We start from the raw sequence: 16,338 nt of genomic DNA, 5'->3' as shown, positions 1-16,338 counted from the left end.
TCGAATTGCCACCTCAGGGACGGATGATCGTCCCGTCCCGCCGCCGCGTCTGGCCCCACGAGTAGTCGAAGTTGGGCGGGCCAGGCTTGAACGGGAACTTCGCCGCGAGCGCCTCGTCCACCTCCACGCCGTGGCCGGGCGAGTCGTTGGCCACCATGTAGCCGTTGACCTGCTCGGGCGCGCCCGTGAACACCTCGCGCGTCCGTGCCGGGAACGCGCCGCCTTCGTGAATCCCGAAGTTGTAGGTCGAGAGTTCCAGCGCGAGCTGCGCCGCGTGGGCCACCGGTGATGCATCACCTGGCCCGTGCCACGCCGTGCGCACGCCGAAGAACTCCGACAGCGCCGCCACCTTCCGCGCCGGCGACAGCCCACCAATCTGCGAGATGTGGATGCGGATGAAGTCGATCAGGCGCTCGGAGATGAGCGGCAGGTACTCCTGCACCGTGTTGAACAGCTCGCCCATCGCGATGGGGATGCTGGTCTGCTGCCGGAGCTGACGGAACCAGCCGTTGTCCTCGGGTGGGAACGGATCCTCGAGGAAGAAGAGGTTGTACGGCTCCAGCGCCTTGCAGAGGTTGATCGCCTCGTTCAGCTGCACGCGCTCGTGCACGTCGTGCAGCAACTGCACCTCGTCGCCGAGCGCGGTGCGCAGGTGCGCGAAGAGCTTCGGGAGCATGCGGACGTAGGGCGCCGATTCCCAGATGGCGCGCGGGTTGGTCGGCCCCACGGCCTCAGTGGCGGTGCCCGCGGCCGCCGCGTCGCTGCGCGCGCCGTAGGTCGCCAGGCCGGGCACGCCGCCCTGCACGCGCACGTGGCGGAAGCCGGCCGCGATGCCCTTGCGCGCGTTGTCGGTGACCTCGGCGAAGTCGCGGCCGCTGGCGTGGTAGTAGCAGTCGGCGCCGTGGCGCACCTTGCCGCCGAGGAGCTGGTACAGCGGGAGGCCGGCGCGCTTGCCCAGGATGTCCCACAGCGCGATGTCGACGCCGCTCATCGCGTTGAAGAGCACCGGGCCGTTGCGCCAGTACGAGGACATGTACATCGACTGCCAGATGTCCTCGATCTCGTCGACACGGCGTCCGATGAGGAAGGGGCGCAGGTATTCGTCGACGGCGGTCTTCACCACGAGCGCGCGCTGCGTGAACGTCGCGCAGCCCCAGCCGTGCAGCCCGGGCTGGTCGGTCAGCACCTTCACGACGACCAGGCGGATGTTGTCGGGAGCCGTCAGGATCACCTGCACGTCGCGGATGCGGATGGCCGGCAGGCCGCGCGGCGCCGCGGGCACCGCCGGCGTCTGTGCCCACACCGCGCCCGCCGGCAGCAAGCCGGTCCCCATCAGCGCCGAGCCCCTCGCGACCCGGCGCAGCACGTCTCGTCGATTCATGCGGCCTCCTGAGGGTCGCATGCTGTGGGGCCGGCGGGCGCGTGTCAAGTCACCGGCAGGGTGCTGGCCAGGCCAGCGCCCTGCAGTTCGGAACTCGGAGTCGGGAATGCAGGGGGGAGGGCGATACCCGGAGGTACGGCGCCTTCTGCATGGGAGACCCTTCGTTCCGAACTGCAGGATGGAGGTGCGGAGCGCCCTGCTACCGGATCTCGTGCACCTTGCGCACCGACTTGTCGCGCCCCGGGCCATGGCACCGGACGCATCGCTCGACGACCAGGCCCTGATCGAGGGCCAGTTGCGTCGTGTCGAACGAGGCGCCGCCCTCACGCACCATGTGGTCGATCTCCTCGCCCTCGTCATGACACGAGGAGCAGACGGCTGCCGTCGGGCTCACCTTGCGGTCGTTGGTCGGGTCCATGTCGATGGCGACCGTGCCGGTCGGGCTGATGCTGCGCGTGTCGAACGTCGTGCCGAGCACCCCGGCCTTCAGCGGCAACTCGAACGATCCCCGACGCCCATTGTCGACATGGCAGGTCACGCAGTTGCGGAGCTTCCCGGGATACTCCTCGAGCGTGCCGGCATCGAAGATGGAGTGGTTGAAGCCGATGGCGACCAGCGGACGCGTGCGGAAGCCCGTGGTGCTCGCATGGATCCCGTGCACCAGGCTCTTGAAGTCGAGGCTCTGCTCGGGGAAGGAGTAGCGGCCCAGGCGGACCTTCGGATCGGTCGGCAGGCGGTACACGATGTCGGTGTTGTTCGGGTTGTGGCACATCACGCACACCTGCGTTTCCTCGGTGCGGTTGTTGCCATGCAGCACGAGCTGTGGCGCCACGCCGGTCCCGTCGGAGCGATGGCACGACTGGCACTTCTCGGGCGTCACCACGGCGCGCTGCGGTGTGACCGCCGCGCCCGCGATCGGGAAGATCCTGAAGGCGCTGCGCACGGGCACCCGCACGGTCCACGCGCCCGTCGCATCCTGGCCCGCGGGGTAGGCCTTCGAGGCCGACCTGCCCGGTCCCGCTCGCCGTGACGGGGACGGGCAGCGGCGAGGTCGCCGTGTAGGTGCCGTCGCCGTTGGGCACGACGCTGGGCGCGAGGGCATTGACCGGGATCGGCATCGCGGCGCCCCGCGCGCCGACAGTGTTGGCCCGGCTGTCGGTGTTGGTGAAGTCGCGCGTGTTCCAGGCGATCTGCAGGAACAGCCGGCTCACGCCCCCGCCGGTCGTCCAGGCCGGGTCGGTCTTGATGTCGTAGGCCGCGCCGGTCGCGGGGTTGGTCACCGAGAAGGTGATGACCGGATACTCGCCGGGCGCCACCGTGGGAAGCCCCGTCGTGAGGCTCTTCACCGCGATCACGTTGAACTTGAATAGCGGCGCGGTCGACGCCGCGCGCGTCCCGACCGTGGTGACGGCGATGGCGAGCGCGATGGCGGTCGCAAGACACGCAGCCCCGGCGTGTCCGATGTGGGGTGAGGCCTTGCGTCCTGTCCCTGCTGGTGACATGGCACGTCCTTCTCCGTGGTGGCGCAGATCGCATCGACGGATTTCCGGCGCCAGACGAATGTGGGGCCTCCGTACCGGCCATGACGGCCGGCCAGACCTCCACCGCGATCCGGACCTGGAGGGTGCAAGGTCGGATCCGAATCGCATCGGCCCAAACCCGGCCGGTCACGCGAGGCCGCGACGCCGTGCGTCCGGATTCCCTACGCGCGCGCCGTGTCGAAACTGCGCACCTCGAACGCAATGACGGGGGGAACGGCGCCGGGCGTGAGGTGCAGCCCCGGCCGCTCAGGGGCGCGGACGGCCGGGAAAATGAGTATCCTCACGCGGGGATCACCGGTTTCCCGGCACCCACGGAGACGCGCCTTCCATGCAGCTCGCCACGATTGACTGGGTGATCCTGGCCATCACCCTCCTCATCTGCTTCGCGCCGGCCCTGTTCTTCGGGCGCCGGGCGAGCAAGAACACCTCGGAGTTCTTCGCCTCGGGGCGGTCGGTCCCGTGGTGGCTCGCCGGGCTCTCGATGGTCGCCACGACCTTCAGCAGCGACACGCCCAACCTGGTGACCGACATCGTCAGGCGCAACGGCGTGGCCGGCAACTGGGTGTGGTGGGCCTTCGTGCTCACCGGCGTCTCGACCGTGTTCTTCTACGCGCGCCTCTGGCGGCGGTCCGGCGTGATGACCGACCTCGAGTTCTACGAGGTGCGGTACTCGGGGCGTGCGGCGGGCGTGGTCCGCGGGTTCCGTGCCGTGTACCTCGGCTTCTTCTTCAACTGCATGATCATGGCGACGGTCAACCTCGCCGCCTGCAAGATCGCCGCGATCCTGTTCGGGCTCGAGCGCTGGCAGACGCTCACGTTCGTCGGCCTGCTCAACGTGGCGTTCGCGGCCCACAGCGGCCTGTGGGGCGTGCTCGTCATCGACATGATCCAGTTCTTCATCAAGATGACGGCGGTGATCGCCGCGGCCTACTACGCGCTGCAGGCGCCCGGCGTCGGCGGCCTCGATGGCCTGATCACGCAACTCTCCACGCGCACCGGGCCGGGCGGACTCGACTACCTGGCCATCCTCCCGGACTTCTCCAACAACTGGGAGCTGGCGGTCGCCATCTTCATCATGCCGGTGGCCGTGCAGTGGTGGGCCGTGTGGTACCCGGGCGCGGAGCCCGGCGGCGGCAGCTACATCGCCCAGCGCATGCTGGCGTCCAAGTCCGAGAAGGACGCCCTCGGCGCCGTGCTGTTCTTCAACGTCGCCCACTACGTGCTGCGCCCGTGGCCGTGGATCCTCGTCGGCCTCGCGTCACTGATCGTCTACCCGCAGCTGTCGGACATCCAGAAGGCGTTCCCGAACCTCGATCCCAAGCTGCTCGGGCACGACATCGCGTATCCGGCGATGCTGAAGTTCCTGCCCGTCGGGTTCGTCGGCCTGATGGTTGGCGGCCTGGTGGCGGCCAACTCGTCGACGATCCTGACGCACCTGAACTGGGGCGCGTCGTACCTCGTGCACGATTTCTACCGCCGCTTCATCAACACGGAAGCGTCCGAGGATCACTACGTGCGCGCCGGACGGTGGGCGACCCTGCTGCTCTTCATCTGCTCGTCGGCGACGGTGTACCTGCTCGACACGGCCAAGGACGCCTTCGACATCATCCTGCAGGTGGGCGCGGGCACCGGGCTGCTGTATCTCGTGCGCTGGTTCTGGTGGCGCGTCAACGCGTGGTGCGAGGTCGTGGCCATGGTGAGCTCGTTCGGCATCTCCATGGTGTTCCTCGCGCTCGCCCGCTCGGGGTCGCCCGTGGACACGCACGTGGCGCTGGTCCTCACGGCGGCGTTCACGACCGTGTGCTGGGTGATCACCGCCTACGTGACGGCCCCGACCGACCAGGCGGTACTCGTGGACTTCTACCGCAAGGTGCGTCCCATCGGCCCCGGCTGGGCGCCCATCGCCGCCGTGGCGGGTGCGCACACGGTGAAGGACAAGAACGACAGCATCACGCTCGGCCTGCTCGGGTGGGTCGCCGGGTGCAGCATGATCTGGTCGGCGCTGTTCGCCGTCGGCAACCTGCTCTACGGCCGCCAGGGCTACGCGATCACGCTCACGCTGACCTCCGTGGTCAGCACCGCCATCGTCGTCTGGGTGATGCGCCAGCAGTGGCCGGACGCGGAGGAAGAGTAGAAGAGTAGAAGGGCAGAAGAGTAGAAGGCAGCGCGGGAAGGTAGAAGGCAGATCAAGCCCGAAGAAGGTGAAGAAAGGACGAAGAAGAAGGTCCGCGCTTCTTCCTGCTTCTTCGAACGCCTTTGTGGCCTTGCTGTTCCTTCGCCCTTCCCGGTGTGCCTTCTTACCTTCTACTCTTCTGCTCTTCTTTCCTTCGGTCTACGCGTATTCCCTGTAAACGGGCTGGAACATCCGCGCGCGGATGTCGGCCATCAGGTCGTCCGGCCGTGCCGCCTGCGCGAGGCCCTTCGCGTGGGCCTCCTCGGCGACCGCCGCGGCGATGCGCAGCGACACCTCGCGGATCTGCGTGAGTGCCGGATAGACGCGCCCCAGTTCGAGGTCGCCTGGCGCCACCATGCCCGCCAGCGTCCGCGCCGCCGCGAGGAACATCGCGTCGGTCACCTCACGCGACTCCGACGCCAGCGCGCCGAGACCGACACCCGGGAAGATGTAGATGTTGTTGCCCTGCCCGGGCACGTGCCGCCGGCCCTTGAACTCCACCTCGGCAAACGGGCTGCCCGACGCGAAGATCGCGCGCCCATCCGTCCACTGGTACGCCTGCTCCGCCGTGCACTCGGCCTTCGAGGTCGGGTTGGAGAGCGCGAACACCATCGGCCGCGCGTTGTTGGCCGCCATCTGCTCGACGATGGGCTGCGTGAAGGTCTGGGGCATGCCAGAGACGCCGATGAGGGCCGTCGGTTTCAGCGTGCGCACCGCCTCCTCGAGCGTGGCGATGAACGGATGGTCGTGTGCGTACGGCAGCTTGTGGTGCGCCAGTTCGGTGCCGCGCGACGTCACCACGAGGCCCTTCGAGTCGACGAACCAGCAGCGCGCCCGCGCCTCGGCCTCGCTCAAGCCCTCCGCGCGCGCGGCCTCCACGTACAGGTCGGCGATGCCGGTGCCCGCCTCGCCCGCGCCGAGGAACAGCAGCTTCTGGTCGCGTAGCGTGCCGCCCGTGAGGCGCAGCCCCGCGATCACGCCGGCCAGGGCCACGGCCGCCGTGCCCTGGATGTCGTCGTTGAAGCTGAGGAGCCGGCCCCGGTACTGGTTCAGCAGGCGGAACGCGTTCGTGTTGCCGAAGTCCTCCCACTGCAACAGCGCCTTCGGGAACACCGTCGACACGGCCTGCACGAGTTCCTCGATGAACGAGTCGAACTCCTCGCCCCGCGCGCGCTTGCGGCGCAGCCCGATGTACGCCGGCCCGTCGAGCAGGTCCTGGTTGTCGGTGCCGACGTCGAGGGTGATCGGCAGCGTGTACGACGGATGCACACCGGCGCACGCGGTGTAGAGCGACAGCTTGCCGACCGGGATGCCCATGCCGAGCGCACCCAGGTCACCGAGCCCGAGGATGCGCTCGCCATCGGTCACCACGATGAGGCGCACCTGGTGCGGCCATCGCGCCAGGATGTCGGCCAGGTGCCCGCGGTCGCGCAGCGACAGGAACAGGCCGCGCGGCCGACGGTAGATCGCGCCGTACTCGAGGCACGCCTGCCCGACGGTCGGCGTGTAGATGAGGGGCACCATCTCCTCGATGTTGTCCATCACCAGCCGGTAGAACAGCACCTCGTTCCGGTTCTGCAGGTTGGTCAGGTAGATGTACTTCTCGAGCGGGTCCGGCTTGCGGTGCACGGCCGCCAGGCTGCGCTGCACCTGCTCGTCCAGCGTGAACACACGGGGCGGCAGCAGGCCGCGCAGGCCGAGCACGTCGCGCTCACGCTCGGTGAAGGCAGTGCCCTTGTTGAGGAGGGGATCGGTGAGGAGCGCGGCGCCGCGAGGTTGCTGCGGGGCGCCCCACGCGGACAGGTCGGCCGGCGAGGCGGGAGACGTCATGGCAGGCCAAGCATATGCCCGCATGCGCGGGGCTGTCGTGCCACGACAGATGCCCGCATCAGCCCATCCGCATGGGCGCTATGCTTGCCGCGGAGAATCGCCCCATGTCATGCCTGCGCCGCGCCGCGGCCGTCGTCACGTCGCTCACGCTGGTCGGCCTCATGTGGCTGGCGCGCGCCGCGGCGCTCGATGCCGCACCGCCCGCCCTGAACGTCGTCCTGCTGATCGTCGACGACATCCGCTGGGACACCCTCGGGGCGGCCGGGCATCCCGTGGTGCGCACGCCGCGGATCGATCAGCTCGCCGCCGAGGGCGTGCGGTTCGAGCAGGCCCGTGTCACGACGTCCATCTGCATGGTGAGTCGCGCCACGATGCTCACCGGGCAGTACATGTCGCGCCACGGGATCACCGCGTTCGGCCGTCCCCTGCCGCCCGAGGCGTTCGCCGAGACCTGGCCGGCCGTGCTGCGGCGTGCCGGCTACTGGACCGGCTACGTCGGCAAGTACGACGTGGGTGCGCCACGCGCGACCGACTTCGACATGCTCCGCGCGTACCACGGCCGGCACTGGATCGAGGAGGCGAACGGCGTGCGCACGCACGTCACCGAGCGCAACCGCCAGGATGCGCTGGCGTTCCTCCGCGACCGCCCGCGCGACAGGCGCTTCGCGCTCGCCGTCGGCTTCTTCGCGCCCCATGCCGAGGACGCCGCGAAGGACCAGTACCTGCCGCAGCCGTGGAGCGAGGCGACGTACGCGGGCGTGACAGTCCCGCCAGCGCAGCACGCCGACCCCGCGTACCTGCGCGCGCTCCCACCCTTCCTGTCGGCCGAGGCCAATGAAGGCCGCGTGCGGTACCACTGGCGGTTCGACACGCCCGAGGAATACCAGGCGTACATGCGCCGCTACTTCCGCCTGATCACGGAGGTCGACGCGGCCATCGGCGACATCGTCGACGAACTTCGCACCCAGGGTGAACTCGACCGCACCCTGATCGTCGTGATCGGCGACAACGGCTACTTCCATGGCGACCGCGGGCTCGCCGACAAGTGGTACCCGTACGAGGAGGCGCTGCGCGTACCGCTCGTGGTGCGCGACCCGCGCCTGCCTGCCGCACGCCGCGGCCGTGTGCCCGAGGCGCGCGTCCTCAACCTCGACGTGGCCCCCACACTGGTCGCTGCGGCCGGACAGCCCGTCCCGCCGCGCATGCAGGGGCGCGACATGGCCCCGCTGTACCTGCGCTCGCGACGGCCCGCGTGGCGCGACACGTTCTTCTACGAACACCCCACGATCACGAGCCGCGACCGCATCCCCTCGTCGGTCGGGGTGATCGGTCCCGCGTGGAAGTACATCGAGTATCCGGAGCACGACTTCCGGCAGCTGTTCTCGCTTCGCGATGATCCGGACGAGCTGCGCGACCTGGCGCGCGACCCGGCGCACGCGCGCAAGGCGGCGGCGATGGCCGCCGAGCTCGACGTGTGGCGCGCAAGGGCGAGGTAGGGCGCGATGTCCTCATCGCGCCGAAATCCTGCTGACTGACGAACGGCGGGGTGGGGACACCCCGCCCTACCTTGTGGCGTGAGGCCACCCCGTCCTACCTTGTGACCCGGAGGCTCGAGAACGACATGCAACTGCGGACGACGATGACGGCCGTGATGGCGGCGGTGCTGGTGAGTGTGTGGGCAGTCGAGGCGCGCGCGCAGGCGGCGCCCAAGGCCCCGAAGGGCTTCACCGTGGCGTTCAACGGGAAGGACCTGAGCGGCTGGCGCGGGCGTCCCGGTGGCGGCGGCGTGTTCAGCCCGTACGTCGAGGCGAAGTTCACGCCCGAGGAGCGGACCTCCCGGCAGGCGGAGTGGAACGCCGACCGCGACGCGCACTGGAGCGTCGATGCGAAGACGGGCGAGCTCGTGTCCGATGGGCACGGCGTGCACCTCGCCACCGAGAAGACCTACGGTGACTTCGAGTTCCTCGTCGACTGGAAGCTGACGCAGCCGGGCGGCGACTCTGGGATCTACCTGCGCGACTTCCCGCAGGTGCAGATCTGGGATCCGAACAGCGGCCGCGACAAGAAGAACGGCGCCGACAAGGGCTCGGGCGGGCTGTGGAACAACAACCCCGACAACCCGGGCCGTTGGCCGCTCGCGCTCGCCGACAAGCCGATCGGCGAGTGGAACACCATGGCGATCAGGATGGTTGGCACGCGTGTGTGGGTGACCCTCAACGGCACGCCTGTCGTCGTCGGGCAGGTGCTCGACAACTTCTTCGAGCGCACGCAGCCCGTGCTGCCGACCGGGTCGATCGAGCTGCAGACGCACGGGTCCGAGGTCCGCTTCCGCAACGTGTTCGTGCGGGAGATCCCGAAGGCCGAGGGCGAGAAGCTCCTCGCGACCGTCGCGAAGTAACGGCACGTCGATGACCACGCCGCGCACCGTCGCCGTCGTCGGCGCCGGCCTCATGGGTCATGGCATCGCCCAGGCGCTCGCGCAGGCCGGGCACCACGTACGCATCACGGACGTGGACCCGGCGGTGCGATCGGCCGTGGTCGCTCGCATCACGCGCAACCTGGAGGACGCCGGGACACCCGTCGCGCCTGTCCTCACGCGCGTCTCCGTGGCCTCGACACTCGCCGAGGCCGTCGCCGGCGCCGACCTCGTCATCGAGTCCGTGTCGGAGGTCGTCGAGCTGAAGCAGGCGCTGTTCGTCGAGATCGCGCGCCTCGCCCCGGCCGGCGCCCTGCTCGCCAGCAACACCTCCGTCATCCCGATCACGCGCCTCGGCGAGCGCCTCGACGACGAGACGCGCGGACGCCTCGTGGGCACGCACTGGTGGAATCCGCCGCATCTCGTGCCCCTCGTCGAGGTCGTGCGCACGGCCTTCACGCGCGATGACGTCGTCGAGACGGTGGTCGAACTGCTGCGGGCCGCAGGGAAGGTGCCCGTGGTGGTGCACAAGGACGTCACGGGCTTCATCGGCAACCGCCTGAACCAGGCGATGTGGCGCGAGGCGCTCGCGCTGATCGACGCGGGCGTGTGCGATGCCGAGACGATCGACACGGTGGTGAAGGCGTCGTTCGGGCTGCGCCTCCCGGTGCTGGGCCCGATGGAGAACGCCGACCTGATCGGACTCGAGCTCACGCGCGCGCTGCACGCGCTCCTGTTTCCCGACCTCGACGCGTCGACCGCCCCATCGCCCGTGCTCGACGCGGCGATCGCGCGCGGGGCCACGGGCATGAAGGCGGGCGAGGGCCTGCGCCGCTGGACCGCCGAGGAGGCCGACGCCGTGCGCCGCCGGCTCGACGCGCATCTGCGACACAGGTAGGGCGGGGTGTCCCCACCCCGCCGTTGGCTCACTCACGGCGCGGTCGGAGACCGCGCCCTACCTCACTGCCGTGTCGGCGCGCAGGGCGTCGTCATCGCGTGCGCGCGCGAGCCGTCGGCGCCGATGCCCGCGACCAGCTCGTCGAAGGTCTGGAGTCGCACGGGGTTGCCGTCGCGTCCGATGGCCGGCACGAGCGCCCAGCTGTCGGCCGCCACCGGTCCGCGCGCGGCCGCGTCTGCCGCCACCGTCCCGGCGACCTGCTCGTACCCGACCGGCACGCACAGCGACGGGTGGTCGAAGGGGGCTCGCTCGAACGCCACGCGGTCATCGCTCAGGGCCTTCATGAAGGCCACGAGGCTGGCGCGGTCCTGCGGGCCGATGCGGATGTTGCCGATGCCGGGGCCGAGGTTGCCGCCTGCCGGGAAGTCGCCGTTGCGCACATAGAACTCCACCACCTGTTCGAGCGTGGCCGAGCCGCCGGTGTGGAAGTAGGGGCCGGTGAACTCGACGTTGCGCAGCGTCGGCGACTTGAAGGCGCCAACGGCCGTCCCGCCAGCGGCGTCATCACCCTGCAGCCAGGCGCGCGCGAGGTCGGTGGGACCCTGGTGGCCGACGTCCGCGATCTCGACGCTGGCGCGCCGGTAGCCACCTCACAGGTGCGCGACAACCTGCTGGAGGCCTACCGCGGCGACGGCTACGCCTCGATCACGCTCGCGCACCTGGTCCTCGACGCGCCCTTCAGCACCGAGGTCCGACAGGCGGGCTTCCGGGCCGACCTCACGCTGCACGGACAGACCCGCCCGGTCACGGGCACCTGGGGCCTGCGTCGCCGCGGCTCCGCCCTCGAGCTGCAGTTGTCGGTCGACCTGCGCCTCGACGACTACGCGATGGCGCCGCCCGCCCACCCGGCCCTGCGCGTCACGGGCGCGATGCAGTACGCGATGAAGGTCACGCTGCACCCGACCAGCGCACCCTGACTGCCGACTGCCGACTGCCGACTGCCGACTGTCGACTCCCGACTGCCGACTGCCGACTGCCGCTAAGATTCCCCCATGCGGATGGCAGTGGCGGTGCTGGTGTTCCTTGCGCTCCTGGCAAGCGATCGCCCGGCGGTGGCGCAGGACTCCACGACCTGGCGACGCCAGGAGAACGTCGTGTACGGCGTGGTGTCGGGCGTCGGCCTGGTGATGGACGTGTTCACGCCGACCGGCCCGGCCAACGGCCTTGGCATCGTCGACGTGCTGTCGGGAGCCTGGTACTCGGAAGACGCGCAGGTCCGCGACCACCTGCGCGCGAAGATCTTCGACACCTACTGCGCGCGTGGCTACACCGTGTTCATGGTGCGTCCCGGCTCGCGCACCGTGTTCACGGCCGAGGCCATGGCGGCGCACGTCGGGCGCGCCGTGGCGTACATCCGTGCCCACGCCGCCGAGCTGCGCGTCGACCCCGACCGCCTCGGCATGACCGGGGCATCGGCAGGGGGACACCTGGCGCTGCTGGCCCTGGCGACGCAGCCGGATCTCCGCATCCGGGCGGCCGCGCTGTTCTTTCCGCCCACCGACTTCCTGGAGTTCGGCACCGGCGCCCCGCCGCTCGACCGGCTCGGCGGCCTGCTCTTCGCGGGTGGCGTCGCCGGCCGGACGGCCGACGAGGTGAGCCGCAAGGCGGGTGAGATCTCCCCCGCGCGGCGGGTGACGCGTGCCTTGCCGCCGGTGCTCCTGATCCACGGCGATGCCGACGCCACAGTCCCGTTACAACAGTCCGAGAAGATGGTGCGCGTGCTCAAGGAGGCCGGCGGCGACGCGCGCCTCATCGTCAAGCCGGGCGGCGGCCATCCGTGGATGACGTTGCCCGAGGAAGTCGCCGTCATGGCGGACTGGTTCGGTGAGCGCCTGAAGCCGTGAGCGACGTTCGCCCACAGGGTCCGTTGACGTTCGACCTGTCATAAGATCCTGTGGTCGGCTGCGTCATGGCGGCCGTCCATCCACCGAACATGACTTGTCCCCGGTGCGGCAGCCCTGCCGACCAGTCTGCGCAGATCTGCCCGGCGTGTCAGGCCCCCCTGGCCACGTCTGAGGCGGACCTCGCGACCACCGACATCAGCATCCCGGTGTCGCGCCTCGGGATCGGTCGCGCGCCGGACCCCAATCCGCGCACCACCCTGGCCGCGGCCACGGTCAGCGGCGCGTCACGCGTCGCTGCGTCTCCGGTGCCGCGCCCGACGACCCCGATTGCCGACGCCCCCGTCACGCCCGTGACGCCGATGCCGGCGGTGACGGCCGAATCGGTCACCCCGGGACCCGAGACGCCCGCGACCGGGCTCGAGCAGACCCAGATTGGCGGCGTGATCGCCCCGCTGACGCGCCAGGCCACGCGCGCGCAGACGCGGACGACGCCGACGCGCACCATGCGCGCCACCGCGCCCGGCCGTCCCGGCGCCTCGGGCGGCCAGCCCGGCGACCTCGTGGGCAAGCAGCTCGGCGAGCGGTACCACATCATCAAGCTGCTGGGGGCCGGCGGCATGGGCGCCGTCTACCAGGCGCTCGACAACGAGCTCGGCGTCGCCGTCGCCATCAAGACGGTGCGGAAGGAACTGGCTGCCGATCCCGAGACGGCGCAACTGCTCGACCGCCGGTTCAAGCAGGAGCTGCTGCTCGCCCGCAAGGTCACGCACCGCAACATCGTGCGCGTCCACGACATCGGCGAGCTCGACGGCGTGAAGTACATCACCATGCCGTACCTGCAGGGCGAGGACCTGGCCACGGTCCTCAAGCGGGAAGGCCGGCTGCCCGTCGAGCGTGTGCTCAAGCTCGCGCGCTCGGTGATCTCCGGCCTCGCCGCTGCGCACGACGCCGGCGTCGTCCATCGCGACCTCAAGCCCGCCAACATCATGGTGGCGCCCGACGGCGAGGGCCTCGTGATGGACTTCGGGGTCGCCCGGTCCACCGAGACCGCGTCCGCGGCCGCCGAGGCCATGGCCGCCGCCGGCTTCACCGCCGACAACGGCACGGACCCTGGCCTGACCCGGGTCGCCGAGCAGACACAGAGCGGCATGGTCGTCGGCACGATCGAGTACATGGCCCCCGAGCAGTCGCGTGGCGAGGCCGTCGATCAGCGCGCCGACATCTACGCCTTCGGGCTGATCCTCTACGACCTGCTGCTCGGCCGGACGCGCGCCGAGCGCGTCAAGAGCGCCATCGCGGAGCTCCAGACGCGCATGCGCGAGGCGCCTCCGGCCCTGCGCAGCGTCGACCCCGCCATTCCGGTCGCGGTCGAGCAGCTCGTCATGAAGTGCGTGCAGCCCGAGGCGGCGGATCGCTTCGCGACGTCGCGGCAGCTCGAGGCCGAGCTGGCCACGCTCGACGATCACGGCGTGCCGCTGCCGCTGGCCCAGCGCATCACCTGGAAGCAGGCCACCGCCGCCGGCCTCGGCGTCGCCGCGTTGCTCGGCGCCACCTACTGGGTCGCGCGCGGGCCCATCGTGCCCGAGAAGCACGAGCCCGTCTCCATCCTCATCACCGACCTCAAGAACGAGACCGGAGACCAGACGTTCGACGGCGCGCTCGAGCCGATGCTGCGGCTCGCGCTCGAAGGCGCGGGCTTCATCAGCGCCCACGACCGCAACGGCATCCGTCGCAACCTGGGCGTCGTGCCGCCCGAGGTGCTCGACGAGAAGGCCGGCCGCGCCCTCGCGGTCCAACAGGGAGTGGGCGTCGTCCTCACCGGCGCCATCGCCCGCGACGGCTCCGGGTACCGGGTCACGCTGAAGGCCGCCGAGAGCGTCACCGGCAACGAGATCGCCAGCGAGTCCGACGATGCCTCCAACAAGGACGGCGTGCTCGGCGTGGCCACCGACCTCGGCAACCGGCTCCGTACCGCCCTCGGCGACAACACGTCCGACTCGGCCCGGCGCTTCGGCACCGAGAAGATCTCGGCCACCTCCCTCGACGTCGTACGCGAGTACGCGCAGGCGATGCAGGCGCTGTCCAACAGCCAGTTCGACGAGGCGCGTGCCGCCTTCGAGCGCGCCATCAAGGTCGACCCCAACTTCGGCCTTGCGCATGCCGGCCTGGCCACCACCACGGCCAACATGGGGCAGCCGCAGGAGGCCGAGACGCACATCCGCGAGGCCCTGCGCCACGTCGACCGCATGACCGAGCGCGAGCGCTTCCGCACGCGGGGCCTCATGTACTACCTCACGAACGACTACGCCGCCTGCGTCAAGGAGTACGACGGCCTGCTCGCGCAGTACGAGGCCGACGTCGCGGCCCGCAACAACCTCGCGCTCTGTTCGACCAAGCTCCGGCAGTTTGGCCGCGCCCGCGACGAGATGAAGCGCGTCGTCGAGTTCCTCCCGAAGCGCTCGCTCTACCGGCTCAACGCGTCCATCTACTCCACCTACGCCGGCGACTTCCAGACCGGCGAGCGGGACGCGCTCGTCGCGCAGCAGCTCGGCGACCGCTGGGCGCTGCAGGCCCTGGCCCTGGCCAAGCTCGGGCAGCACGACTTCGGCGCCGCCTCGGCCGCCTACGATTCGCTCGGCAAGTCTGCAGGCGCGGGCCCCTCGTACACGGTCTCGGGCCTCGCCGACATCGCCCTCTTCCAGGGGCGTTTCGACGATGCCGCCCGGTTGTTCGAGGAAGGGGCGGCTGCCGACATCAAGGAGGAGGAGCCCGAGCGCGCTGCCACCAAGCTCCTGGGGCTCGCGTACGCCGAACTCTCGCGTGGGCGTCGCAAGGAAGCCATTGCCGCAGCCGACCGCGCCGTGAGCTACGGATCAAGCGTGCAGGTGCGGTTCGTGGCCGGGCGTGTCTACGCCGAGGCGGGCGCGCAGGCCAAGGCGTCGGCGCTGGCCACGGGGCTTGTCGACTCCTTGCAGGACGAGTCGGTCGCCTACGGCAAGCTCCTCGAGGGCGTCGTGCTGCTCGACCGCGGCGCCGCGCGCGCGGCCGTCCGCACCCTCAAGGAGGCCAACGAGATGCTCGACACCTGGATCGGCCACTTCGATCTGGGCCGCGCCTACCTCGTGGCCGAAGCCTACCCGCAGGCCGATTCCGAGTTCGACAAGTGCCTGAAGCGCAGCGGCGAGGCCCTGTCGCTGTTCCTCGACGAGGAACCGACGTCGGGCTACTTCCCGCCCGTCTACTACTACCTCGGCCGCGCTCGCGAGGCCATGGGCACCTCGGCCTACGGCGACGCCTATCGCCGCTACCTCGCGCTCCGCAACCAGGCCGAGAACGACCCGCTCGCCGACGACATCCGCATCCGCCTGAAGAAGTAGGGCCCAGGGCGCCCGGCCCCAGCCCCTGCTGAGTAGCGCAAGGCTTGGAGAGGGTCCACGGCTCAAGTCTCAGGGCTCAAGGCTCAGAGAGCTCGGTTCACTGCCGACTGCCGACCGCCGACCGCCGACCGCCGGCGCGCTACTCCCGACTCGTTCCGAGCCCCCAGCCCCCAGCCCCTGCTGAGTACCGCAAGGCTTGGAAAGGGCTCAGGGCTCAAGGCTCAGAGAGCTCGGTTCACTGCCGACTCCCGACTCCCGACTCCCGATTCCCGTAACGCGAAAGAGCCCCGCCCCTCGTGAGAGGAGCAGGGCTCGTGTGGTGTGGTTGGTCCGACTGCCGACTGCCGACTGCCGACTGCCGGCGGCCTACTCCCGACTCGTTCCGAGCCCCCAGCCCCCAGCCCCTGCTGGGTACCGCAAGGCTTGGAGAGGGCTCAGGGCTCACGGCTCAAGGCTCAGAGAGCTCGGTCCACTGCCGACTGCCGACCGCCGACCGCCGGCGCGCTACTCCCGACTCGTTCCGAGCCCCCAGCCCCCAGCCCCTGCTGGGTACCGCAAGGCTTGGAGAGGGCTCAGGGCTCACGGCTCAAGGCTCAGAGAGCTCGGTTCACTGCCGACTGCCGACCGCCGACCGCCGGCGCGCTACTCCCGACTCGTTCCGAGCCCCCAGCCCCCAGCCCCCAGCCCCCAGCCCCCCGACTCCCGATACCCGTAAAGCAAAGAGCCCCGCCCCTCGTGAGAGGAGCGGGGCTCGTGTGGTGTGGTTGGTTCGACTGCCGACTGCCGACTGCCGACTGCCGACTGCCGACTGCCGACTG

At 70.2% G+C, this 16,338-nt stretch carries 13 protein-coding genes; 8 read left to right on the top strand and 5 right to left on the bottom strand.

The window, feature by feature from the left end; genetic code table 11:
• Positions 1 to 13: 13 nt before the first annotated feature.
• Both ACIRDX_RS13885 and ACIRDX_RS13880 read right to left on the bottom strand, forming a co-directional pair.
• Positions 14 to 1,381 carry an enolase C-terminal domain-like protein gene (locus ACIRDX_RS13885; RefSeq protein WP_396626034.1) on the bottom strand — a complete coding sequence of 456 codons (1,368 nt, stop codon included), beginning with the start codon at positions 1,379 to 1,381 and terminating at the stop codon, positions 14 to 16.
• A gap of 199 nt (positions 1,382 to 1,580) precedes the next feature.
• Entirely contained in the window at positions 1,581 to 2,336 is a 756-nt protein-coding gene (locus tag ACIRDX_RS13880) for a cytochrome c3 family protein (protein WP_396626033.1), read from the bottom strand.
• A 107-nt stretch (positions 2,337 to 2,443) separates the two neighbouring features.
• On the opposite strand from ACIRDX_RS13880, the gene ACIRDX_RS13875 reads away from it, so the two are divergent.
• Positions 2,444 to 2,635: a hypothetical protein gene (locus tag ACIRDX_RS13875; RefSeq protein ID WP_396626032.1), complete on the top strand. Its 192-nt coding sequence runs from the start codon at positions 2,444 to 2,446 to the stop codon at positions 2,633 to 2,635.
• A gap of 448 nt (positions 2,636 to 3,083) precedes the next feature.
• Here the strand turns inward: ACIRDX_RS13875 and ACIRDX_RS13870 are convergent, their stop codons facing one another.
• Positions 3,084 to 3,206 carry a hypothetical protein gene (locus ACIRDX_RS13870; protein WP_396626031.1) on the bottom strand — a complete coding sequence of 41 codons (123 nt, stop codon included), beginning with the start codon at positions 3,204 to 3,206 and terminating at the stop codon, positions 3,084 to 3,086.
• Between the two features lie 44 nt (positions 3,207 to 3,250).
• Here ACIRDX_RS13870 and ACIRDX_RS13865 point away from each other — a divergent pair, with 44 nt between their 5' ends.
• Positions 3,251 to 5,056 carry a sodium:solute symporter family protein gene (locus ACIRDX_RS13865; protein WP_396626030.1) on the top strand — a complete coding sequence of 602 codons (1,806 nt, stop codon included), beginning with the start codon at positions 3,251 to 3,253 and terminating at the stop codon, positions 5,054 to 5,056.
• Positions 5,057 to 5,254: 198 nt separating this feature from the next.
• Here ACIRDX_RS13865 and ACIRDX_RS13860 read toward each other — a convergent pair whose 3' ends face one another.
• On the bottom strand, positions 5,255 to 6,925 hold the full coding sequence (locus ACIRDX_RS13860; protein WP_396626029.1) for an NAD-dependent malic enzyme: 1,671 nt from the start codon (positions 6,923 to 6,925) through the stop codon (positions 5,255 to 5,257).
• 104 nt (positions 6,926 to 7,029) lie between these two features.
• Between ACIRDX_RS13860 and ACIRDX_RS13855 the strand changes: the two genes are divergently transcribed.
• The 3 genes from ACIRDX_RS13855 to ACIRDX_RS13845 all read left to right on the top strand — a co-directional run bounded on the left by ACIRDX_RS13855 (position 7,030) and on the right by ACIRDX_RS13845 (position 10,239).
• Positions 7,030 to 8,421 carry a sulfatase-like hydrolase/transferase gene (locus ACIRDX_RS13855; protein WP_396626028.1) on the top strand — a complete coding sequence of 464 codons (1,392 nt, stop codon included), beginning with the start codon at positions 7,030 to 7,032 and terminating at the stop codon, positions 8,419 to 8,421.
• 125 nt (positions 8,422 to 8,546) lie between these two features.
• Positions 8,547 to 9,323: a DUF1080 domain-containing protein gene (locus ACIRDX_RS13850; RefSeq protein WP_396626027.1), complete on the top strand. Its 777-nt coding sequence runs from the start codon at positions 8,547 to 8,549 to the stop codon at positions 9,321 to 9,323.
• Between the two features lie 10 nt (positions 9,324 to 9,333).
• Entirely contained in the window at positions 9,334 to 10,239 is a 906-nt protein-coding gene (locus ACIRDX_RS13845) for a 3-hydroxyacyl-CoA dehydrogenase family protein (RefSeq protein WP_396626026.1), read from the top strand.
• A gap of 62 nt (positions 10,240 to 10,301) precedes the next feature.
• Here the strand turns inward: ACIRDX_RS13845 and ACIRDX_RS13840 are convergent, their stop codons facing one another.
• Positions 10,302 to 10,694, bottom strand: coding sequence for a hypothetical protein (locus ACIRDX_RS13840; RefSeq protein WP_396626025.1), 393 nt, complete (start codon positions 10,692 to 10,694; stop codon positions 10,302 to 10,304).
• A 27-nt stretch (positions 10,695 to 10,721) separates the two neighbouring features.
• On the opposite strand from ACIRDX_RS13840, the gene ACIRDX_RS13835 reads away from it, so the two are divergent.
• From ACIRDX_RS13835 to ACIRDX_RS13825, 3 genes are all read left to right on the top strand, one after another.
• Positions 10,722 to 11,216 carry a YceI family protein gene (locus tag ACIRDX_RS13835; protein ID WP_396626024.1) on the top strand — a complete coding sequence of 165 codons (495 nt, stop codon included), beginning with the start codon at positions 10,722 to 10,724 and terminating at the stop codon, positions 11,214 to 11,216.
• A 75-nt stretch (positions 11,217 to 11,291) separates the two neighbouring features.
• Complete coding sequence (locus ACIRDX_RS13830; protein ID WP_396626023.1) at positions 11,292 to 12,143, top strand: alpha/beta hydrolase family protein; 852 nt, start codon at positions 11,292 to 11,294, stop codon at positions 12,141 to 12,143.
• Positions 12,144 to 12,232: 89 nt separating this feature from the next.
• On the top strand, positions 12,233 to 15,520 hold the full coding sequence (locus ACIRDX_RS13825) for a protein kinase (protein WP_396626022.1): 3,288 nt from the start codon (positions 12,233 to 12,235) through the stop codon (positions 15,518 to 15,520).
• Positions 15,521 to 16,338: the final 818 nt, after the last annotated feature.

The organism is Luteitalea sp. (assembly GCF_044337415.1).
GTDB lineage: Bacteria > Acidobacteriota > Vicinamibacteria > Vicinamibacterales > Vicinamibacteraceae > Luteitalea.
This window is presented reverse-complemented; position numbering and strand designations above follow the sequence as displayed.

Excerpts from the sequence above, each read along its gene's own strand:
- ACIRDX_RS13885 (WP_396626034.1), bottom strand. The coding sequence starts at position 1,381 with ATGAATCGACGAGACGTGCTGCGCCGGGTCGCGAGGGGCTCGGCGCTG.
- ACIRDX_RS13865 (WP_396626030.1), top strand. The coding sequence starts at position 3,251 with ATGCAGCTCGCCACGATTGACTGGGTGATCCTGGCCATCACCCTCCTC.
- ACIRDX_RS13860 (WP_396626029.1), bottom strand. The coding sequence starts at position 6,925 with ATGACGTCTCCCGCCTCGCCGGCCGACCTGTCCGCGTGGGGCGCCCCG.
- ACIRDX_RS13855 (WP_396626028.1), top strand. The coding sequence starts at position 7,030 with ATGTCATGCCTGCGCCGCGCCGCGGCCGTCGTCACGTCGCTCACGCTG.
- ACIRDX_RS13850 (WP_396626027.1), top strand. The coding sequence starts at position 8,547 with ATGCAACTGCGGACGACGATGACGGCCGTGATGGCGGCGGTGCTGGTG.
- ACIRDX_RS13845 (WP_396626026.1), top strand. The coding sequence starts at position 9,334 with ATGACCACGCCGCGCACCGTCGCCGTCGTCGGCGCCGGCCTCATGGGT.
- ACIRDX_RS13830 (WP_396626023.1), top strand. The coding sequence starts at position 11,292 with ATGCGGATGGCAGTGGCGGTGCTGGTGTTCCTTGCGCTCCTGGCAAGC.
- ACIRDX_RS13825 (WP_396626022.1), top strand. The coding sequence starts at position 12,233 with ATGACTTGTCCCCGGTGCGGCAGCCCTGCCGACCAGTCTGCGCAGATC.